This is a genomic window from Parasedimentitalea maritima (genome assembly GCF_005771405.1).
Lineage (GTDB): Bacteria > Pseudomonadota > Alphaproteobacteria > Rhodobacterales > Rhodobacteraceae > Parasedimentitalea > Parasedimentitalea maritima.
Genome location: NZ_VAUA01000012.1, coordinates 133,558 through 155,705, shown reverse-complemented (window position 1 = coordinate 155,705; position 22,148 = coordinate 133,558). Strand labels below are relative to the sequence as shown.

Genomic DNA, 22,148 nt, shown 5'->3' with positions numbered 1-22,148 from the left:
TGGACATCACCTTGGAGTGCGTGTAACGATGCTGGAGGCAAGTCGTTTTAACCCGCGCTAACTGGCTGTGCCCCTGTAAGTTCGCTGTATGCATCATATTGAGACAAGTAGATTTCACCTGTCAGTTTGGTCAAAAAATGACCACACTTCAAACGATCCATGACCGGCCCCTTCACCTCTGATAGATGCAATAAGACACCTAGGTCGTTTAGTCGTTGGTTGATGGTCTCCAAAGACTCTAGGGCGCTTAGATCAATGTCATTGACGGCAGAACACATCAGCACAACATGCTCAAATGAACCGCGATCCATGTGCACACGCTCTAGCACTAAATCTTCCATTCTGCGTGCGTTAGCAAAATAGAGGCTTTCATCGATCCGAAGTGTCACCAAACGAGGGTCAGTTAGGACGTTGTGACGATGGATGTTACGAAAATGCTGTGAACCGGGTACCAAACCAACTTCAGCTACATGTGGGCGTGATGTTTTCCAGATGAATAATAGCAACGAAATCAATACGCCAGCGGCCACTCCTGCTTCCACTCCAACCAGAAGTGTCAGCAGCATCGTTGTAGCCACTGCTGCAAAATCGGCTTTAGAATAACGCCAGGCCGTTTTTAGAATTGAGAAATCTACCAGCGATACTACGGCAACGATGATTGTCGCAGCCAAAGTAGCCTTGGGGAGAAAATATAGCAGTGGCGTCAAGTAGACCGCGGCAAACAGCAGTCCAATGGCCGTAAATGCCCCTGCTGCCGGAGTTTGCGCGCCAGCGTCATAATTCACAACAGAGCGAGAGAAGCCACCGGTAACTGGAAAGCCGCCCGATAGTCCAGATGCCAAATTCGAAGCGCCAAGCGCGGTTAATTCCTGATTTGGATCTATACGGTGTTGACGCTTGGCGGCCAGAGTTTGTGCCACTGAGACACTTTCAACGAAACCAATGATTGAAATCAGCGCAGCCGGCCCAATTAAAGCGGACAACACTGACCAGTCTGTCAAGGGGACACTAAATGGCGGCAAACCTGTAGGAACCACACCGACAACACCGACCCCTAATCCTGGAAGGTCTAAACCCCAGGACAGCAAAACTGTACCAACAATCGCAAACACGGGACCAACCCGCGCAATAGTTCCCGCTAACCCTATCGGCATATCTAGTCGATCTTGAAGAACACGCGATAGGCTCTGGCGCATCCAAACCAATGAGGTGAGCGCAAAGGCAGCAATCATCATCGTAGAAAGGCTGATATCACCAACATTGGAACAAAGCGTTTCGATAATCTCAGGTAAATTGTGACCACTGGAAGAGACACCAATTAGGTGCTTAACTTGCCCTACAGCGATCAATAGACCTGACGCTGTGATAAATCCGGCAATCACAGGGTGTGACAAAAAATTCGCTACCACACCAAGCCGAAGCAGTCCCATACCGAGTAACATCAACCCGCTCAAAAGTGCTAGCACGCCAGCTGCCGCGATATAGTCAGTAACGCTACTTATCCCTAACGGTGCCAACGCAGAGGCCGTCATTAGCGACACAACTGCAACAGGTCCCACTGCAAGCGCCCGCGAAGTACCAAATAGTGTGTAGGCAACTAGTGGCAGAATTGAAGCATAGATCCCCACCTGTGCTGGCAAGCCCGCTAAAAGAGCATAAGCCAACGACTGAGGGATTAGCATGATCGTGACGATGCCTGCTGCTGTCAGATCTCCCGCTAGCTTTCTCTTACTATATCGCTGCCCCCAATCGAAGATTGGTAGATGTTGTTTCACCCTTAGGACCCGATTGATAGATTTCACTGCACGCCTCTCTGGCTTTGTAGCGAGCCACTACAACACATCAACATATACAAAAAATCATATATGTAAAAATAGGAGAGAACGAAAGCCACTTTTGAACTTTTTATTCAGTGATACTATCAGCTAGGTTGAGAATCGATTGAAGATGTTTGCTCACTCTGGAGACGCAGTTCCCCCAAAGATGAACCGTCAAAAATGCAATGGTTTCCACAAAAAACTCCCATTGAGCCGCAAAAAGCGCAAAATTAAGGCCTCCTGCGTTAACCATAAAAGAGTTAGGAGCGAGTGCCTTAGCCATCAAGAGATTGCAATTCCGTCATCATCACGCTCGGGAACCCCACGGATATGAAGCAATGCAATAATCAGCTGCAACAGAAGGAAAAACCATTAGATGGTTGCAAAAAAGCAAAGGAGTTGCCTTCGGAATTAGACAAAGTACACGCTATTACTATTCCGCTCGCAGCAACCGCAGCCATGCGAATAGGGAGCAATCTCCCAAAAATGTCAAAGTCCAACGTGTAGAAAGCGGAAATCTTTGCAGTTGCGATATCCCTTCCGACGAAGATCCCTAAGAGCCAATTTTCTTAGTTTCGTTTTGCACAAATACCTGCGCCTACAAGATTTGCGTTTCTGCAAAGCAGATTTTCAAAAATACAGCTGCACACAAACGTTAACTCGTAAGAAGCACGCTGACCGCATATCTCTCAATCCGTTAAATGTGCGTTCAACGGCCGCATTTCAATCCACTAGAAAAAAGAAACACGGCCGCAAGCTCAGCAGATTAGAAAAATGCCTGAAGACCAGTTTGGGCACGTCCCAAAATCAGCGCATGGACATCATGAGTACCTTCATAAGTATTCACTGTCTCTAAGTTCATCATGTGACGGATCACATCAAACTCAAGTGAAATCCCGTTTCCACCATGCATGTCGCGGGCATGACGAGCTATTTCCAGTGCTTTGCCACAGTTGTTGCGTTTGATGATCGAAATCATCTCTGGCGCAGCTTTGGCTTGGTCCATCAAACGCCCTACTTGCAGTGATGACTGTAGTCCTAAGGCGATTTCGGTTTGCATATTTGCCAGCTTCAACTGGAATAGTTGGGTCTGTGCCAACGGGCGGTTAAACTGATGGCGGTCCAGCCCATACTGGCGTGCTGAGTGCCAGCAAGCTTCGGCCGCCCCCATTGCGCCCCAACTGATTCCGTAACGTGCACGGTTCAAACAGCCAAATGGGCCTTTCAATCCCTGAACATGGGGAAGCAGGGCGTCATCACCAACTTCCACACCATCTAAAACAATCTCTCCGGTGATTGATGCGCGCAGTGACATTTTGTTTTCGATCTTTGGCGCAGTCAGCCCCTCGAGGCCCTTCTCGAGAATAAAGCCACGGATTTTGCCACCATGTGCTTCGGATTTTGCCCAAACCACAAAAACATCCGCGATTGGCGCGTTGGAAATCCACATCTTGGATCCAGTCAACTTGTATCCGTTGGAGGTTTTTTCAGCGCGCGTTTTCATACCAGCTGGGTCCGAACCTGCATCCGGTTCAGTCAATCCGAAACATCCGATATACTCACCTGAGGCCAGCTTTGGCAGGTACTTCTGACGTTGTTCCTCACTGCCGTAAGCATAGATAGGGTACATAACAAGTGAGCTTTGCACCGACATCATCGACCGGTAGCCAGAGTCTACACGTTCGACTTCACGGGCAACCAGGCCATAAGCAACATATCCTCCCCCTAGCCCACCATATTCTTCTGGGATAGTAGTTCCGAGCAGGCCCATTTCGCCCATTTCACGGAAAATTTCAGGATCACACTCTTCGTTAGCGTAGGCACTTGTCACCCGAGGCTGCAGTTTGTCCTGAGCATACGCCTTGGCGGACATAGCAATCATCCGCTCATCCTCTGTCAACTGATCGTCCAGACGCAGTGGATCGGCCCAATCAAAGCTAGTCAGGTCTGGCGCATCTTTGGCTCGGAGGGTGGGTTTGGTATCAGTCATTATGCTATTCCTTGCTCACAGCTGAATTTGAGCGGACCCTAACTGCAGGTTAACGGAAAAAACAGCGAGACTTCCACATCAAAATATGACTATTAATCATACATGATTGCACCTCGTCGTTTCCTACCCTCCATTTCTTCTTTGCGCGCACTTGAGGCACTTGATCGCCTAGGCTCAGCCTCAGCGGTTGCAGAGGAGTTATCGCTTACCCAAAGTGCGATTAGCCGACAACTACAGGCTCTTGAACGTCAGCTGGGAATTGATCTGATTGTGCGTGACAAAAAGCGCCTAACCTTGACAACCGAGGCTAAGGAATATGCGTCTGAAGTCCGTCAGGCACTTAATCAGATTGCCCAATCTACACTTCGATTACAAACATCTCCCTTGGTTGGGACCCTCAGCTTGGCAATCCTTCCTTCCTTTGGAATGCGATGGTTGATGCCGAGATTACCTAACTTTTCGCGATTGCATCCAGAAGTAACGATCAACATGGCTACTCGCCTCGAGCAGTTTAACTTTGCTGGTGAACCCTTTGATGCTGCAATACACTATGGTCACGCAGATTGGCCTGGAACGCAGTCATTGTTGCTAAAAAACGAACGCTTGATACCCGTCTGTGCTGCATCGTTGATTGAAAAAAAACAGATTGCTGCACCATCAGATATTTTGGACCTTCCCCTTTTGCACATTCAAACCCGTCCACTGGCATGGGCGCATTGGTTCGAAAGTCAGGGGGAGCTGAATCTACCACCTCTTTCGGGCACCATGTATGATCAATTTGCAACCATCATTCAGGCTGCGTTGCACGGACTAGGTGTAGCCCTATTACCCGACTATTTGGTCGAACAAGATCTTGCATCCGGCCGCTTACGAGCTCTACATCCTTTCCCGGTTGAAACAAGCGGTGCTTACTATCTAGTTTGGCCAGAAACAAAATCACGACATAACGCATTGCACAAATTTAGAGATTGGTTGGCAACCCAATCACAACCCGAAGACCCGCTGCCCCGGTGATTTTGAAACGTGGAACAACGAGTTTCCGGAAAATGTCCTCGCTATGCGAGATTTTATGACTTTTGCTCAACCAAGCGCATAACCGGCGCCACGTACGGTGCGCAGTGGATCATCTCCACCAAATTGGCTCAGAGCCTTACGCAACCGCCCGATGTGTACATCCACAGTTCGCGTATCCACGTATATGTCTCGCCCCCACACACGATCTAACAATTGTTCGCGGCTCCAGACGCGTCCTGGTTTTTCCATAAACGTGGAGAGTAGCCGGAATTCTGTTGGGCCCAATTTGAGTGGATGGTTGGCGCGGCTAACCCGGTGAGTTTCAGAATCTAGAACGATATCAGCGTATTCCAACTTGACACCAACGGATGAAGGTCGAACCCGACGCAACTGCGTACGTACCCTGGCCATCAGCTCAATTACAGAATACGGCTTTACCACATAGTCATCAGCACCAGTTTCTAACCCACGAACCTTGTCGATCTCTTCTGATCGCGCTGACAACATAATCACTGGAATATTGCGGGTTTCGGCACGTGACTTCAGACGTCGGCATACCTCTATTCCGCTGAGGTTTGGCATCATCCAATCCAAAACTATAATATCTGGATTTTCTTCCTTTACCAACAACAGTGCTTTTTCACCGTCTTCGGCCGTAAGGACACGAAACCCATCCGCTTCCAAATTGTAACCAAGCACTTCTCGTTGTGCCATTTCATCTTCGACAACAAGGACAGTTGGCTGATCAACGGACATAATTTAGGCCTCCTGAACCGCGGTCGAAGTCGTATCGGCTTTTGATCGGCCCTCTTCGGGACGCTCACCGGTGACCAGATAGATCACTTGTTCAGCAATTGATGTTACGTGGTCACCCATACGTTCAGTGTTTTTTGCTATGAAATGCAGATGCATACATGGCGTAATGTTGCGAGGGTCTTCCATCATAAAAGTCAGGAATTCGCGAAACAACGCATTGTACATCTGATCGACATCTAGGTCGCGTGCAATCACATCCGTCGCCAACTCAACATCTCGCTGAATGTACGCGTCCAACGCATCTTTTAGCATTCTCTCAACTTCACGCGCCATCCGGCGCAGAGCTGCCGTGCTGTCACTGACAGCAGGTCCTTGTGCCAACACGACGGTCCGTTTCGCCATGTTCTTCGCATAGTCCCCGATGCGTTCTAGGTTCGCAGAAATTTTCATAACTGATAGAACCAATCGTAGATCACTGGCCGCAGGTGAACGAAGCGCTATGAGCCGGGCAGCTTCTTCATTAATTTGCTCCTCGAGCATATCAATAACTTTGTCACCTGCACGAACCTGCAGTGCCAATTCTTCGTCACGGGTTTCAAGTGCCCGTGCTGCCTCGACAATTGCGGCCTCTACCAAGCCACCCATTTTCATAATCCGGGCCTGAATGGCCTCGAGATCACGATCAAAAGCCGATGCGATATGTTGCTCTTCCATGTCTTGTTCCTCTGGGTCAGCCAATACGGCCTGTAATGTAACTTTCGGTTCGCGGGTCGTTGGGGTTGGTGAAGATCTGACCTGTTTCCCCGAACTCCACTAAACTACCTAGGTGAAAGAACGCTGTTTTTTGACTTACACGCGCGGCTTGTTGCATCGAGTGCGTAACAATCACCACAGAAAACCGCTGGCGAAGTTCGTCGATCAATTCCTCAACCTGCGCCGTCGCAATCGGATCAAGCGCGGAGCAGGGTTCATCCATGAGCAGTACTTCGGGTTCAGTTGCCACGGCACGGGCAATGCACAGCCGTTGCTGTTGACCTCCCGACAGGCCCGTTCCAGGAGCATTCAAGCGGTCTTTGACTTCCTCCCAGATTGCAGCCCTTCGAAGCGCCTTTTCCACGATCTCGTCAAGTTCGCTTTTGCCACGCGCCATGCCGTGAATTTTTGGACCATAAGCTACATTATCATAGATAGATTTTGGGAATGGGTTTGGCTTTTGGAAAACCATTCCAACCTTGGCGCGCAGCTGCACCACATCTACACGTTTGTCGTAGATGTCTTCTCCGTCAAGAAGAATATTCCCTTTAACTGAACAGGTTTGGATGGTGTCATTCATTCTGTTCAAGCAGCGAAGAAAAGTCGATTTTCCACAACCGGACGGGCCGATAAAGGCCGTTACCGTCTTGTCCTCAATTGATACATTTACATCTTTTATGGCATGGGTTTCGCCGTAATGAACCTGCACATTACTTGCCGCGATTTTGATATCTTTTATATCCACGTTGCGCTCCGTTAGCGTCATGTCATTCATAACCTTTGCCCCTACCAGCGACGTTCAAAGCGGCGGCGCAAGATTACGGCCACCAAGTTCATAGAGACCAAAAACAACAGCAACAGGATAATACCACCCCATGCCCGTTCGTAGAACGCCGGATCGGCGCGCTTGGCCCATTCGTAAATTTGCGCCGGCATAGCCGAGTTTGGCGACAGCAGCCCCGAGGCGATGCTGTCCGGCGCGTTTGAAGCAACAAAACCAACCATACCGATCAGCAGCAGCGGTGCGGTCTCACCCAGCGCCTGTGCCAGACCGATAATTGTACCAGTTAATATTCCAGGCGCGGCGAGCGGCAAAACGTGATGAAACACTGTTTGCATGGGAGAAGCTCCCACCCCCAGTGCTGCATCTCGAATACTGGGTGGGACTGCACTTAAAGCCGCGCGCGTCGAGATTATAATCGTTGGTAGTGTCATAAGGGTTAGCACCAACCCGCCGACCAAAGGAGCTGACATTGGCAAATGCATGTAGTTGATAAATACAGCTAACCCCAAAATGCCAAACACAATCGATGGGACTGCAGCCAGGTTAGAGATGTTCACCTCAATGACATCAGTAACCCAGTTCTTAGGTGCAAACTCCTCGAGGTAAATTGAGGCGCCAACTCCGATTGGCAAAGCAAGGGCTAAGACAACCAACACCATCGAAAGCGAACCCAAAATGGACACCCCCATACCTGCAGCTTCGGGACGCTGATCCGAAGCATCTGCGCCGATGATAAAGTCAATATTGAAAGTTTTTTCGATAAGGCCTGCCTCTATCAATGAGTCAACCAAATCAAGATGTTCTGGGGCGATACTCTTGTCGTTTTCAATACTAGAACGGCTTACTCTACCTTTCAGATATCCGTCCACACGGCTTGTGGCGAGAAAACGAAATTGAACGGTGTCACCAATTCGACCCGGGTTGGCGATGACGTAGTCCCGTAGTTGAGCAGCTGCGCCTTTTGACAAAATTCCAGCCATCTGCTTTGCCTTTAGCCCGGTTACAATCCCCAGTTCTTCGACGGTTTCCGTGATAGATGCTTTGATGAGTGGAGCGTACCCAAAAGTTGAAACCTTTTTGATGTCGGTCAGATTTCGGTTGCCCTTTTTGTCCAATTTCTTCTCCAAGAGTTCCACTTGCAAGGTGATAAACGTCTGCTGATAGGCACCTAAACCTTTGCTTACAATTGTGGTGAGCAATACCATTAGCATAAGCAGGCTGACCGCTATGGCGGCGATACCGTATAGTTTGAACCGGGTTTCTGCAGCGTTTCGTCTTTTGGTCCTCGTGCTTTGCATCAGCAAAGAACCACCAGAATGTCTGTCTAAAGAAGTTTTCATCAGTCGTACTGCTCTCGGTAAGTGCGCACGATAGCTAGCGCTAGAATGTTCAGGCCTAGGGTCAACACGAACAGTGAGAGTCCCAAAGCAAAGGCCACCAGCGTTTCGGGGCTGGCGAAGTCCGTATCGCCGGTCAATTGGCTGACGATACGGGTTGTGATCGTGGTCATTGCCTCTAACGGGTTGGTTGAAAACTTAGCGATTGCCCCCGCCCCCATCACCACAATCATTGTTTCACCAATGGCACGCGATGCGGCCAACAGTACTGCACCGACAATCCCAGGAAGAGCTGCAGGAATGACCACCTGACGCACGGTCTCAGATTTTGTGGCCCCCAGCCCCAAAGAGGCATCTCGCATGGATTGAGGCACCGCATTGATGATGTCATCAGACAAGGAGGACACAAATGGGATCAGCATAATGCCCATCACCAGTCCAGCAGTCAGCACAGATGTGGCTCCAGTCATCCATGTCAGCCCTAGCAAACCTTCGGATCCACGACCAAAAATACGAACCAACATCGGACCGACAGTGAGCAAAGCAAACAACCCGTAAACGATGGTGGGGATACCGGCCAAAATTTCAAGCAAGGGCTTGGCAAAGGACCGCGTAGAGGAACTCGCGTACTCAGACAGATATATTGCTGCATACAATCCAATTGGAACCGCAACCAACAGGGCAATCAGTGAAATGTAGATTGTTCCCCACAAAAGTGGCAGTATCGATAGTTCACTATCGCCTCGAAAATTTGGGGCCCAAGTCGTTCCTAGGAAAAAATCTTTCCAGCTGTGCAAGCCAAAAAAACTTATGGTCTCGAACAACATCGAAAATACGATACCAACCGTTGTCAGGATGGCGAGCGAAGCCGCCAGCGCCAGCAATGCAAATACACAGCGCTCAACAACATTACGGGCCCGAAAGTCTTTGTCAGTAAGACCGTAAGATCTAGCAAATCCAACAATGGCCAACAACACGACTACAATCGTCATCATCAATCGACCAGCATGTGTCATATCCTGATGTTGACGGGCAGCAGTCAGGATTTCAGGTCGCACTTCGGACCCTAACGCAATACCCAGATCTGCTAACCTGCTACGCAGATCAACAGTGTCAGCATCCATCACACGAATTTCTTCGTTGGTCATTTCATTGCGGGCAACAGCAATGTTCAGACCTTCACTTACTCTCTGAACGTCGCTCATCATTAGTTCAGCACTGGTGTTTTCGGAGTTCATATCCGTGGAGATCATCCCAGACACTCGGGCGTCAATAACCAACGGTTGCAAGATGGACCAAAGAGCCAGCGCTGCGAGCGCCGGCAGCAATGTGGATAGCGCGACGTTGTAACCGTAGTAAGAGGGTAAAGAGTGCAGTTTTCGAACCTCGCCGCCAGTGGAAAGCACAGCGCGATAGCGGCCAAGGATAAATCCTGCGGCTGACATCAAAAACAAGCAGGCGATAAGCCAGAAAGTGGGCATCAACGGCTCCATTAGTGTTAGCAGGCTGGATTTTCAAGGTGAGAAAATGGATTGAGAACCGGGGCGAAACCCTTACCCCGGTTACATTTTTCTAAGCGGATTAGGAATTTCCGCCCATCACAACTTCGTCCGAGACAGACTCTTGAGTTTTTTCAAGTTCTGGGTCAGCAACCAAACCGTATTCGGCCAACGGACCATCTGGACCGGCAACTTCATCGGCAACAAAAAACTCAGTGTATTCCTTCAAACCTGGAATAACGCCAATGTGGGCTTTCTTGACATAAAAGAACAAAGGACGAGACACTGGATATTCGCCGGTCGCAATGGTTTCAGTCGAAGGGACAACTCCTGACATAGTCGCCGTCTGGAGCTTGTCGGTATTGTTTTCATAGAATGCCAGGCCAAACACCCCGATGCCGTTTTTATTGCTTTCAATTCGGGCCAAAGTTTCTGTGTAATCGCCATCGATATCTACCGACAAGCCATCGGTCCGCAGCGAGATACAGGCCTTTTCAGCAGCTTTCTTTTTGGCTTTTGCAGTATCGCCTGTTGCTTGATCCAACAGCACATCAAAGGCGCCTGTGGCCTCACAGCCTGCAAGGACCACTTTATCTTCAAACACTTCGCGGGTGCCGTGTTTAGTTCCTGGAATATAGGCTTGGATCGGCTGAGCCGGGAATTCTGCGTTTACATCAGCCCAGGTCTTGGCGCTATTTGCTACCATTTTTCCGTCGACCAAAACTTGGTCAGACAAAGCAAGGAACCAGTCGGTCGGCGTAAATTCAAACGCATTGCCCTGAATATCACTGGCAAATACAATACCGTCATATCCGATCTGTACTTCAATAATATCGGTTACACCGTTTTCAGCGCATTTTTCAATTTCTTTGGTTTTTATACGGCGTGAAGCATTGGCCACGTCGATGGTGTTTTCTCCAACACCCTCACAGAACCGCTTCAGTCCGGCCGATGAGCCACCGGACTCAACAACTGGGGTAGGAAAGTCGAAGTTCTCGCCAAAAGCTTCAGCAACGATTGATGCATATGGCAGAACCGTGGATGAGCCGGCGACTTGTACTTGGTCGCGGGCAACGGCAGCGGTTGCAGACACAGCAGCAATTGCCAGAGCGGAAGTTGTCAGTTTCACAAAGGACATCTCATGTTTCCTTGAGTAGGATTAAACTCGATCACCCCATGGTGATCTTGCTGCCCTGATAAGCGGGCTGCATGTGTCTTTTGTGACGGCAATGTAACAGGCACATGACAACCTGAAAAATTACTAACTAATTGCGCGTTGCATCAAGAGAGGTGAACCCAAACTCGATAGGAAACCCTTTATCGCCAGAAGGTTATTGACCACACCGCACTCAACTAACTATTTTTTCGGGGCAAAGCGGGAGGACAACAGTAAATGTGCTTCCCTGTTCCAGTATGCTCTCCACCCGAAACTTACCCCGGTGTCGATTGGTAATATGTTTAACAATTGCCAACCCTAGACCTGTACCGCCCATCTCACGTGATCGGTGACTATCAGCGCGATAGAATCTCTCTGTCAGACGGGGCAGGTGGTGTGGCGCAATGCCAGGCCCGTTATCAATCACCTGCACCTGTGCGGCACTACATCTCAGACCAGGGTCGCGCTGCAAATTGGTCAGCTTAACCAGTACCCGAGTGCCACCATACTTGATGGCGTTTTCCACAAGATTGGTGAAAACCTGTTGCAACTGGTCAGGGTCACCTATCAGTTGAGCCGGCTTTTCATCCGTTTCAAGTATCAGCTCAACTCCGCCGGATTTGGAAAGTGGTTCCAGCGAAATCAATGTCGAAGACAACAAAGACGTAAGATCCACCTGCATTTTGGGGCGAATTCGTTCCTGGCTTTCGACGCGGTTAAGTGAAAGTAAGTCGCCCACCAATCTGTTCATCCGGCTGGCTTCACCTTCCATGATTGATAGGAATCGATCACGAGCGTTTGCATCATCTTTGGCCGCGCCGCGCAGGGTTTCTATGAACCCCATCAGCGCAGTCAGAGGGGTGCGCAATTCGTGGCTGACATTTGCAACAAAATCCCGGCGCATCTGGCTGGCCTGCTCTACCTCGGTAACATCGGCGAAACAAAGCAACACTGCCCCTTTGTCATCCACACCAATGCCTGGAACAAACCGCAATGTAACGTCGTACGTGGTGTCCTGAGTGCCTTCGTTCGATTGATGGCGGGTAATGCGTGGCTGCTGGTCATTCAGACAAGATTCAACGGCATCTATTACCGCTGGCTGCCGAAGAATGGTGGCAAAATGACGGCCCTGTATTTGTTGTCCCAGTAATGACCGGCTTTCAGTATTGGTGCCAATTATACGTTCTCGCTGGTCGACCAGCACAGCTGGCAACGGCATGGCGGACAAAAAACCGTTTATTAGCTGCTGGGTCATTGAGTTGCCACCGATATTCCAATCACGGAGTGGCAAGATTAAGTTCACAATCCTGCCACTCGTTTAATCTGTTCAACTGACTCTATATCCGCCAATTGTAACTATGACGTGGCAGCCGCTACCGCATTGGTAAAGACCTGCAACAGGGCGCCAGGTTCTTCTAGCCCTACAGACACCCGAAAAAAACCTTCGCTCAGCCCAAGAGCCGCCCGATCGCCGGCACTAAGCGCCCTATGCGATGAAGATGCAGGATGAGATAAGGTCGTTCCAACATCGCCCAGAGTTGGTGCAAAATTTAATCCTTCTGCCTCGCGGGTAAAGGTATTGGCGGCTGCACGTCCCCCTGACAGTTCAAAACTGACCATGTTGCACCCCGAAGAGCCCAACAATTCAGAAGCTCGATCGGCATCTGGGTGGTCACCGCGCATTGGATAGATAACACGTTTGATACCGGGCATTTCTGCAAGATGATCTGCTAGCAGTGCTGCTGTTTCCTGTGCCCTGTCAAAGCGAAGTTCGAATGACAACATCCCCCGTTCAGCCAACCAGCAATCAAACGGGCTTGGGGTCATTCCAGTTGTAACGCAAAACACGCGCATACGGTCATTAATCGCCGGATCCCGGGCCACCGCATAGCCTAACATTACGTCCGAATGTCCTGCCAAAAGTTTGGTGATGGAATGAATGACAATATCGGCGCCGTGCTCGAAGGGCCTGAAGCCGCGGGGTGTCGTGAAGGTATTGTCAACCACCAACAGAATATCGCGATCAGCACAAAGTTTAGCCAGCCCTGTAATATCGGCAACTGCGAGTGTCGGATTTGAGACAACTTCAACCAGTATCATTTTGGTTTCAGGACGAATTGCCGCTTCGATAGCCTTCACATCTGCGGGATCTGCAAGTGTGGTTGCGATTCCTAACCGCGGGAGATCTTCAGCCATAAGCCGTAAAGAGCGACCATAAAGCTGGTTGGCACCAATCACGTGGTCCCCAGCCTTAAGCAATCCTATAAGAACCGTTGAAACCGCCGCCATGCCCGAACTTGTCACGACACCACCGGAAACGCCTTCCATTGCGTCTAGCCGTTTAGCCACCACATCAGCATTGGGGTGCCCCTCGCGCGAGTAGGTGTAGCCATGCACCCTGCCCTCGTACTGGTCATCCAAAGCGTCCGGAGTATCGCTGGCATAGACCACGGATGGGCTAAGCGGTGTCACCACCGGTCGACTGGCACTATATGGGAGCGGATCGGGGCGCATCAGTGAACCCTTGGTATTACGCATTAGTTAGATCTCTTTCAACTTGTCGCGGAAGTGCCGCATATTGTCCTGATAATGCAGGGCGCTCTGGCGTAATTTCTCTACTGTTGCCTCGTCAACGTCGCGGACGATTTTCCCCGGAGACCCCATTATCAATGAGTTGTCGGGTATGAGTTTGTTCTCAGTAATCAATGCGCCGGCACCTATCAGGCAGTTTTTTCCAATCTTGGCACCGTTCAGTACAATTGCCCCCATGCCGACTAAGGTATTGTCGCCAATTGTGCATCCGTGCAGCATAACTTTATGGCCAATAGTACAATTTCGGCCGATGGTAAGTGGAAATCCCGCGTCGATGTGCATGACGCAGTTTTCCTGAACATTTGAACCCTGACCAACCCTGATCTCTTCATGGTCAGCTCGAATTGTGCAGCTGAACCAGACCGAGCCCCCCTGCTCGACTACAACCTGTCCGACCAGATTTGCATCTGGCGCAATCCAGGCGTCATCGTGGATTTCGGGGCTGTGTTCTCCTAGTGCATAGAGAGTCATTGCTGGTCCTCGAATTCGTTTTGCAAAACCCTTACATGTTGAGTAAGCGATGGCTGTTGAATACGACGCATACGTTCGGCTTGAACGATTGTTTTCAACCGTTCTTCGGTTTCATTCAGATCATCATTGATCAGCACATAGTCATAGTACCCCCAGTGACTGATCTCATCCCAGCTTTTCAGCATACGTTTGCCAATAACGTCTTCGCTGTCTTGCGCCCGGGTCTCTAGACGACGGCGCAATTCACGGATTGAGGGAGGCAAAATGAAGATCGAAAGGGCGTGTTTACCAAGGTCTGAATTTCGGATCTGAATTTCACCCTGCCAATCGACGTCAAACAAAACATCTTGACCGGAATCAATTGTCTTCTTTACCGGTCCAGCAGGAGATCCATAGAAATTACCAAAAACATGAGCATGCTCAAGCATTTCACCGTCAATAGCTTGTTGTTTAAACTCTCTCTCCTCGAGAAAGAAGTACTCGCGTCCATGCTCTTCTCCGGGTCGCGGCTGACGGGTCGTGGCGGACACAGAAAATTTTAAGCTAGGATCCCAGTCCATTAGGCGGCGTGCCAATGTTGATTTACCAGCACCTGATGGTGAAGACAGGATTATTAATAGGCCGCGCCGATCTGCCATGGCGTGCTCTCCTTACTACTCTATGTTTTGAACTTGTTCACGCATCTGGTCAATCACCGCCTTCAGCTCTAGACCGGTGGCTGTCAGGTCACTGTTTTGTGCCTTAGAGCAAAGTGTATTTGCTTCGCGATTGAACTCTTGCATCAGAAAATCGAATTTTCGCCCAACCGCACCACCTTTGCACAGCAATTCACGTGCAGCCGCCACATGGGCACCAAGACGGTCAATTTCTTCAGTGACGTCCGCCTTTACAGCCAAGACCGCTAGTTCCTGAGCCACCCGCGCCGGGTCAGCCCCTTCGCTATTGTCTATAACTTTAGCCAGATTTGCCTTTAGAGCAGCCGCCACCAGCGGTTTTCGAGCCTCTGCACGTGCTGCAGCTTGGGTAGTCAACTGCTCAACCTGCCCCAATTGTTTGGTTAATATTTCTTCTAATGCAGCGCCTTCTGCGTCACGCATTTGAACGAATTCGGACACAAGGCTTTCGAACTCCTTAGTCAACTCTTTAACAAGCGGCGCAGGATCGTCACTACTGACTGAATGCTCTAAGACTCCACGCAAAGCTAAAAGATCCGCAGGATTTGCAGGAGTAAGTGTAACATCAGCAGACAACGCAGCTGCTTCAACAACCCCCACCGCCTTGAGTATCGATTCTAGAACCGAGGTATTCACTTCAAGCTGACTGCCGCTATCTTCAGTGCGCGAAACTCGCAAGGCTAAGGAAACATTTCCCCTTTCCAAAGCCTTAGCGAGTTGAGCCCGCAGCAAAGTTTCCAAGCCTTCCAGCCAATCGGGCACCCTCAGCCGAAGGTCCAGCCCTTTGGCGTTAACGGAGCGTATTTCCCAACTCCAACTATGAGCCCCCAGATTTCCCTGGGAAGAAGCAAAACCAGTCATTGATCGCAGGGTCATACGGCGGACTCCATACAGGGCTAGAATTTATGTACAGCACCTAAGCCCATGGCTGACTGCTGTACAGGGGCGGAAGGCTGTGTCTGGCAACCTTTATGGTTAACGTATTGGCGGAGGGAGTATTAACCATTGTTTAAACATTTAGTCCAAAATTGAACTAGATTGTGTCATCTTAACTCCAGAGTAACCATTCCGGTATTAATCATTACGAGCAAGTTTGCTCCGAATGAAGCGGGAATGACAATCGGACGCGAATGGAGGGATAGGACATGTTTTTTGGTAGCCGCAAAGGTTCCGAGCATAACTCGGGTCAAGACAAGGTGATATCGATGGATCGGTTCCGTGATGGCAGCTCCCTTTCACCAATCCGTCAGGCCGAATCATATTGGACCGCTCTACGTCAGGGCGAAGATGTTCCGAAACGCTCCCAGATCGATCCTCGTGGGCTTGAAAATATCTTAAGCCAAACGTTTATTCTGGAGCGTATTGCACCGGGCATCGCGCGGTTCCGCTTAGCCGGCCAAAAGCTTAACGAAATGGCAGGTATGGAAGTACGTGGCATGCCTCTCACTGCGTTTTTCACTCCAACAGCGCGTAAACAAGTCAGCGCAGCCTTGGAACATATGTTTGATGCGCCTGCGGTTGTCGAATTGTCACTTCAAACCGAGGCAACCCGCAACCGCCCTTCACAAGAAGCGCGCATGCTGTTGATGCCACTTCGCAGTGACCTGGGTGACGTGAGCCGCGCATTGGGCGTATTTGTATCCGAGGGAAATTCGATGAAGACTTCGCAGCGATTTAATGTCGTTGCTACAGAACTTCGCCCGGTCACACCGTTGTTGAAACCCCAAAAATCGCCTGCATCAAAGTCTCCAAACGAAGTCAATGCAAGTTTTGCTGAAACCCAAGCTAAGTTTGGTGATGAGCGATCAGTAATGGATGAGGCACGGGCGCTGGTTGAAGCTAGTCGTCAATCTATGGATGAGGCACGTAAGAGCCTGAGCGAAATTAGGAACCCACCGGAAAAGACAAAACAAAATCGCTCTTCACATCTGCGTCTCGTTGTTAGCCGGGATTAATCCAAAATAGTTTTGTTGAGGAGTAATGAGTTCAAGCCGTAATTTTCGGCATTGGTTAAGATGCGCCCTGTGGAGAAACCCAGGGCGTTTTAATTTTTTCGATCATCTAAATCTCAGAATTCATAAATTGATAGACGTCCAAAAAAATGCCCGGCAAAACCGCCGGGCATTGGTGTGCTCAAATTTAGGCAAAAGTTAACAAGCTTGACGCGTAGTCCGTTCAGTACGAAGTGCTGACAGTTCTTCGGCAACCAAGAATGCAAGCTCTAGGGACTGGCTGGCATTCAGCCGCGGATCGCAAGCCGTATGGTAACGAGCACTCAGATCTTCGTCTGTTACTGCCCGCACTCCACCAGTACATTCTGTTACATCCTGGCCAGTCATCTCAAAATGCACGCCACCCGGTACGGTTCCTTCGGCACTGTGCACTGCAAAGAAATCTCGCACTTCCTTAAGAACACTATCAAAGGGTCGTGTTTTGTAGCCTGATGACGATTTGACGGTATTGCCATGCATTGGATCACAAACCCAGGTTACATTTGAACCCTCTTCCTGCACCGCATTGACGAGGCGTGGAAGGTGTTCCGCAACTTTGCCAGCACCAAACCGTGCAATCAGTGTCAACTTACCTTCTTCGTTCTCTGGATTAAGCTTTGACATCAGAACCTTAAGGTCTTCTGCTGATGTCGTTGGACCGCACTTCAGACCTATGGGGTTCAACACACCACGACAGAATTCGACGTGTGCACCATCAGGCTGGCGAGTACGATCGCCAATCCAAATCATATGCCCCGAACCAGCCAACCATTTGCCAGAAGTTGAATCCAGTACGGTAAGCGCCTCTTCATACTCCAACAGCAAACCTTCATGGCTGGTATAGAACTCGACAGACTGCAAAGTATGTGCAGTTTCTTGAGTAACACCTGCCGCTTTCATGAAGTCTAGCGTATCGGTAATACGCGCAGCCATTTCTCGGTATTTGTCGACTTTTTCAGTCTCAGTAAAACCCAGTGTCCAGGCATGCACCTGGTTTACGTCGGCGTAACCACCGGTTGAAAACGCACGCAGAAGGTTTAGAGTTGCAGAGGCCTGAGTGTAGGCCTGCAACATCTTGTTTGGATTTGGGATTCTGCTTTCAGGAGTGAAGGCCAGCTCGTTGATGATATCACCGCGGTAGCTGGGCAGCTCAACACCATCGATCACCTCGGTCGCAGCACTACGCGGCTTGGCAAATTGCCCAGCCATACGCCCCAACTTGATAACAGGTACCTTAGCGCCATAGGTTAGGACCATTGCCATCTGCAACATCACCTTGAAGGTGTCACGAATATTGTTAGCGCTGAACTGTTCAAAACTTTCCGCACAATCTCCACCTTGCAACAAAAAGGCTTCGCCGCGAGCGGCGGCTGCAAGATGTTGCTTCAGGCGTCGCGCTTCACCGGCAAAGACCAAGGGTGGATAATTAGAAAGCTGCGCCTCGACACCCGCAAGGGCGTCAGCGTTGGTATAGTCAGGCATTTGAACCCGCGGTTTCGCACGCCAGTTCGATTTTTGCCACTTACTCATAGCTTTGTCTCCGCATCAAAGGTCTTCATTTACTTGAGGCCTCTCTATACAAAAGTGCAAGGCCTGTGACCAGTTCCGAATTGAGACTACTTGACGCCGCTTGTAAGCTGTGATCACGCTCTCAATAACGCCCCGGAATATCTCCCTCAGGCGACCCCAGGTTTTGAGGACTAACGCGCCATGCACGAGCAAAAAAAGCTTGTCGAAATCGACGGCACCCAGGACAAGCCTCGTCGGTTTGTCTTTGTTTTAATGAACAACTTTTCAATGTTGTCGTTCGCCTCCGCCTTGGAATGCCTACGGATTTCTAACCGGATGGGGAATAAGGATCTGTATAGCTGGACTTTGATTGGTGAAGGCGGCGAAGGAGTAACTTGTTCGGCGGGCACTTCGTTTCAGCTTGATGCTGATCTGGGTGACTTACAGCGTGACGATGTCGTCCTATTGTGTTCGGGTGTTCAAGTGCAGTCGGCAACCACCAAAAAGCTATTGGGCTGGCTGCGCCGTGAAGCTCGCAAAGGTCTGAAGGTTGGGGGATTATGCACTGCGGCATATGTTCTGGCCCGAGCTGGGTTGCTGGACGGAAAAAAGGCAACCATTCACTGGGAAAACGCAGACAGCTTTATTGAAGAGTTTGATGAAATAGAGCTAACCAAATCTGTATTTGTGATCGATGGGAACAGGATGACCACCGCAGGCGGCACTTCCTCTATCGATCTGCTGCTAAAATTGATCGCCAATGATCATGGCGAAGATCTTGCGAATGCTGTGGCAGACCAACTGATCTACTCGTCGATTCGAACCGATCAAGATACTCAACGGCTTTCGGTACCAACACGGATTGGCGTTCGTCATCCTAAGCTGTCGACGGTAATTCAGATGATGGAAGCCAATATCGAAGAACCGATCAGCCCGTCAATTTTAGCGCGTGATGTCGGAATGTCGACCCGCCAACTGGAGCGCCTATTTCGCCGTTATCTTAACCGCTCTCCCAAACGTTACTATATGGAATTGAGATTGCAAAAAGCACGTAACCTGTTGATGCAAACCGATATGAGCGTGATCAACGTCGCACTTGCTTGTGGTTTTGCCTCACCTTCACATTTCTCAAAATGCTACCGAGCCCACTATGATACCACACCGTATCGCGAACGCGGTAGCCTCGCCTCCAAACCATAAAGAACGCGGTGGTGACTATCTGTTGCATTGGGTTCCTGGACTAACAGCCGAAGGTCGGAGTCGTTCACGTTTTCTAGTTCGCAGGCGTAAGCCGATAGATTGCCCCATCATTTTCTGATGCAAACCAGATACTTCCATCTGGGGATTCTGCGATGTCCCGTATCCGGCCTGTTGCTGGCCCCTTCAACCGCTCTTTTTCAGCAAGGCTCTCGCCTGACAAACGCGAAATAAAGTCAAGTTTCAGCGATCCGACGAAAAAATGGCCGCGCCAACTAGGCCAGAGCTTTCCAGAATAGATCATCATGCCTGACGGTGCGATCGATGGATCCCAGTACCAAACTGGTTGTTGCATACCGGGTTTTGATGTTCCTTCGCCAATTTTCGCTCCAGAATAGTGCCGCCCAAAAGAGATTACCGGCCAGCCATAGTTGGCTCCTTTCCGGATCAAATTTATTTCGTCACCGCCTTTGGCGCCATGTTCAACAACCCAAAGCCTTCCCCGCCTGTCAAATGCAATCCCTTGTGGGTTTCGATGTCCATATGACCAAATCTGTGGCTGTGCGTCACGGCGCGAAACAAAAGGATTGTTGGCAGGAATTCCCCCATTTCGGCTCAAATGTATAACTGACCCTTGATGCCGTGATAAATCCTGTGCGCTGTCTCGCTCACCTCGTTCGCCCAAGGTCAAGAACAACGTTCCATTGGTCGATTCGATTACACGAGCCCCATAGTGCCGAGATGTGGAGGAACTGGGGGTGGCCTCAAATATCACACGAAGATTAGTCAGGCGTTTGAAATCAGTGCTCAACGTTCCTACAGCCAATGCTGTCCCGGAACCATTCCCCTGCGATTTCGAATAGGACAGGAATAATTGCCGACTTCGAAGAAAATCACGTGGCACAAGGACATCCAATAGGCCTCCCTGCCCCCGCACTACAACCCGGGGTACGCCTTTGATACGAAATTTATTCTGCCCAAGCACATAGTTTAAGTGACCTACACGTTCGGTCACCAATGCGGCTCCGTTAGGCAGAAAATCAATAGCCCACGGAACATCAAACCCAGAGGCTATTCTTTCCAATTTCAGCTGGCCTTGGCTGGTGTCCATTGTATCTGCATGGGCACCTACAACGGATAGTAGAAAGATAACTAGAAGAATGATCTTTGTCATTTTTCCTTCCTTTCAGGATCCTTTAAGTATATTGGATCCAACACAGCTGACCACCCCCAAGAAGTGGCAGCAATGGCCCGAAACAGGAACCGGTTTGATAGCACTTTTCTTTTCAACCGCCCTTGCCTAGGGTCAAAGATGAACAGTTATGTTCCAACAATGGGAGTTTTCTAATGAAAAAATTGCTGATGGCCACCGCTGCTGTTGCACTAACCGCTGGTACGGCCTTTGCAGGCGGCCACGCCAAAGAAGTCAAACTGGGAATTCTGTTTGGTTTTACTGGACCAATTGAATCCTTGGCTCCGTCCATGGGCGCTGGCGCCGAATTGGCAATGGCAGAAGTAACAAAGTCTGGCATGCTGCTGGACACTGCAACCGTAACCCCCATGCGCGCCGACACTGGCTGCATTGACAATGGACTGTCCACTGCCAACGCTGAAAAAATGTTGGCTGATGGCGTCAGCGGCATCATTGGCGGCGACTGTTCCGGTGTAACCGGTGCGATCCTGCAGAACGTTGCTATCCCTAACGGTATGGTCATGATCTCGCCATCCGCGACATCGCCTGGTCTGTCGACCATGGAAGACAACGGTTTGTTCTTCCGGACAGCTCCCTCAGATGCGCGTGAAGGTCAAGTTATGGCCGAAGTCCTGACCGACCGTGGCGTTAAGTCCATCGCTCTGACCTATACCAACAACGACTATGGCAAAGGTTTGGCCGACGCCATCAAGACTTCGTTTGAAGCAGTGGGTGGTGAAGTTACCATTTCCGCAGCACACGAAGATGGCAAAGGCGATTACTCTGCTGAAGTTGGCGCATTGGCCTCAGCTGGCGGTGATATCCTTGTCGTTGCGGGTTACCTCGATCAAGGTGGTCTGGGAATCATTCAGTCTTCGCTCGATAGTGGTGCATTCGACAAGTTCGGCCTGCCAGGTGGCATGATCGGAGACTCGCTGCCAGCTAACGTTGGTGCAGATCTGAACGGTTCATTTGGTCAAATTGCCGGCTCCGGTGGCCAAGGCGCAGAAGCTTACTTTGCTATGGCTGAGGAAGCTGGTTTTGACGGATCTTCGCCTTATTCGCCAGAATCCTATGATGCAGCTGCACTGGTGATGTTGGCAATGCAGGCCGCGAATTCCAAAGATCCAGCCGACTATGGCGCCAAGATCATGGACGTTGCCAACGCTCCGGGTGAGAAAATCTATCCGGGTGAACTGGGCAAAGCACTAGAATTGCTGAAAGCTGGCACAGACATCGACTATGTTGGTGCCTCCGCTGTTGAACTGATCGGACCCGGTGAAAGTGCTGGTTCCTACCGTGAGATCGAAGTCACAGACGGCGCTAACAAAACTGTGCAGTTCCGCTAATCCTCTAAGGATTGTTTAGTAAAGATCAGCCCGGGTTCAACCCGGGCTGTTCCAACATATGGGCTGC

The 22,148-nt window shown here is 50.1% G+C and carries 19 protein-coding genes; 4 read left to right on the top strand and 15 right to left on the bottom strand.

Going from position 1 to position 22,148, the window contains the following annotated elements; genetic code table 11:
- Positions 1-47: 47 nt before the first annotated feature.
- Together FEE96_RS20750 and FEE96_RS20745 are read right to left on the bottom strand one after the other, a co-directional pair.
- A complete protein-coding gene (locus FEE96_RS20750) occupies positions 48-1,793 on the bottom strand; it encodes a SulP family inorganic anion transporter (protein ID WP_138165066.1) in 1,746 nt (581 codons plus the stop codon).
- Positions 1,794-2,583: 790 nt separating this feature from the next.
- A complete protein-coding gene (locus tag FEE96_RS20745; RefSeq protein ID WP_138165042.1) occupies positions 2,584-3,807 on the bottom strand; it encodes an acyl-CoA dehydrogenase in 1,224 nt (407 codons plus the stop codon).
- Between the two features lie 102 nt (positions 3,808-3,909).
- On the opposite strand from FEE96_RS20745, the gene FEE96_RS20740 reads away from it, so the two are divergent.
- On the top strand, positions 3,910-4,821 hold the full coding sequence (locus FEE96_RS20740) for a LysR family transcriptional regulator (RefSeq protein ID WP_138165041.1): 912 nt from the start codon (positions 3,910-3,912) through the stop codon (positions 4,819-4,821).
- Between the two features lie 66 nt (positions 4,822-4,887).
- Here FEE96_RS20740 and phoB read toward each other — a convergent pair whose 3' ends face one another.
- The 11 genes from phoB to FEE96_RS20685 form a co-directional block, all read right to left on the bottom strand.
- Positions 4,888-5,577 carry a phosphate regulon transcriptional regulator PhoB gene (phoB, locus tag FEE96_RS20735; protein WP_138165040.1) on the bottom strand — a complete coding sequence of 230 codons (690 nt, stop codon included), beginning with the start codon at positions 5,575-5,577 and terminating at the stop codon, positions 4,888-4,890.
- Between the two features lie 3 nt (positions 5,578-5,580).
- Positions 5,581-6,291, bottom strand: a complete 711-nt coding sequence (phoU, locus tag FEE96_RS20730) for a phosphate signaling complex protein PhoU (protein ID WP_138165039.1) — start codon at positions 6,289-6,291, stop codon at positions 5,581-5,583.
- 16 nt (positions 6,292-6,307) lie between these two features.
- The gene (gene pstB, locus FEE96_RS20725) at positions 6,308-7,105 is read right to left on the bottom strand and encodes a phosphate ABC transporter ATP-binding protein PstB (RefSeq protein WP_138165038.1); all 798 of its coding nucleotides are present in this window, start codon (positions 7,103-7,105) and stop codon (positions 6,308-6,310) included.
- A gap of 11 nt (positions 7,106-7,116) precedes the next feature.
- Positions 7,117-8,454, bottom strand: a complete 1,338-nt coding sequence (pstA, locus tag FEE96_RS20720; RefSeq protein WP_138165037.1) for a phosphate ABC transporter permease PstA — start codon at positions 8,452-8,454, stop codon at positions 7,117-7,119.
- Entirely contained in the window at positions 8,454-9,932 is a 1,479-nt protein-coding gene (pstC, locus tag FEE96_RS20715; RefSeq protein ID WP_138165036.1) for a phosphate ABC transporter permease subunit PstC, read from the bottom strand. The genes pstA and pstC overlap by 1 nt, the downstream gene beginning before the upstream one ends.
- A gap of 100 nt (positions 9,933-10,032) precedes the next feature.
- Positions 10,033-11,088: a substrate-binding domain-containing protein gene (locus tag FEE96_RS20710; protein WP_138165035.1), complete on the bottom strand. Its 1,056-nt coding sequence runs from the start codon at positions 11,086-11,088 to the stop codon at positions 10,033-10,035.
- 211 nt (positions 11,089-11,299) lie between these two features.
- A complete protein-coding gene (locus tag FEE96_RS20705; protein ID WP_138165034.1) occupies positions 11,300-12,361 on the bottom strand; it encodes an ATP-binding protein in 1,062 nt (353 codons plus the stop codon).
- A gap of 101 nt (positions 12,362-12,462) precedes the next feature.
- Positions 12,463-13,644: a trans-sulfuration enzyme family protein gene (locus FEE96_RS20700; RefSeq protein ID WP_138165033.1), complete on the bottom strand. Its 1,182-nt coding sequence runs from the start codon at positions 13,642-13,644 to the stop codon at positions 12,463-12,465.
- Positions 13,645-13,647: 3 nt separating this feature from the next.
- Entirely contained in the window at positions 13,648-14,169 is a 522-nt protein-coding gene (locus FEE96_RS20695) for a gamma carbonic anhydrase family protein (protein ID WP_138165032.1), read from the bottom strand.
- Positions 14,166-14,807, bottom strand: coding sequence for a guanylate kinase (gmk, locus tag FEE96_RS20690; RefSeq protein ID WP_138165031.1), 642 nt, complete (start codon positions 14,805-14,807; stop codon positions 14,166-14,168). Before gmk ends, FEE96_RS20695 begins: the two co-directional genes overlap by 4 nt.
- A 15-nt stretch (positions 14,808-14,822) precedes the next feature.
- Positions 14,823-15,719: a YicC/YloC family endoribonuclease gene (locus FEE96_RS20685; RefSeq protein ID WP_138165030.1), complete on the bottom strand. Its 897-nt coding sequence runs from the start codon at positions 15,717-15,719 to the stop codon at positions 14,823-14,825.
- A gap of 269 nt (positions 15,720-15,988) precedes the next feature.
- Here FEE96_RS20685 and FEE96_RS20680 point away from each other — a divergent pair, with 269 nt between their 5' ends.
- A complete protein-coding gene (locus FEE96_RS20680; protein ID WP_138165029.1) occupies positions 15,989-16,798 on the top strand; it encodes a PAS domain-containing protein in 810 nt (269 codons plus the stop codon).
- A 195-nt stretch (positions 16,799-16,993) separates the two neighbouring features.
- Here the strand turns inward: FEE96_RS20680 and FEE96_RS20675 are convergent, their stop codons facing one another.
- Positions 16,994-18,364, bottom strand: coding sequence for a class II 3-deoxy-7-phosphoheptulonate synthase (locus FEE96_RS20675; RefSeq protein WP_138165028.1), 1,371 nt, complete (start codon positions 18,362-18,364; stop codon positions 16,994-16,996).
- 180 nt (positions 18,365-18,544) lie between these two features.
- Between FEE96_RS20675 and FEE96_RS20670 the strand changes: the two genes are divergently transcribed.
- Complete coding sequence (locus tag FEE96_RS20670; protein WP_138165027.1) at positions 18,545-19,543, top strand: GlxA family transcriptional regulator; 999 nt, start codon at positions 18,545-18,547, stop codon at positions 19,541-19,543.
- A gap of 73 nt (positions 19,544-19,616) precedes the next feature.
- Here the strand turns inward: FEE96_RS20670 and FEE96_RS20665 are convergent, their stop codons facing one another.
- Positions 19,617-20,714, bottom strand: a complete 1,098-nt coding sequence (locus tag FEE96_RS20665; protein ID WP_138165026.1) for a PQQ-dependent sugar dehydrogenase — start codon at positions 20,712-20,714, stop codon at positions 19,617-19,619.
- Between the two features lie 173 nt (positions 20,715-20,887).
- On the opposite strand from FEE96_RS20665, the gene FEE96_RS20660 reads away from it, so the two are divergent.
- Complete coding sequence (locus tag FEE96_RS20660; protein ID WP_138165025.1) at positions 20,888-22,081, top strand: ABC transporter substrate-binding protein; 1,194 nt, start codon at positions 20,888-20,890, stop codon at positions 22,079-22,081.
- Positions 22,082-22,148 lie beyond the last annotated feature (67 nt).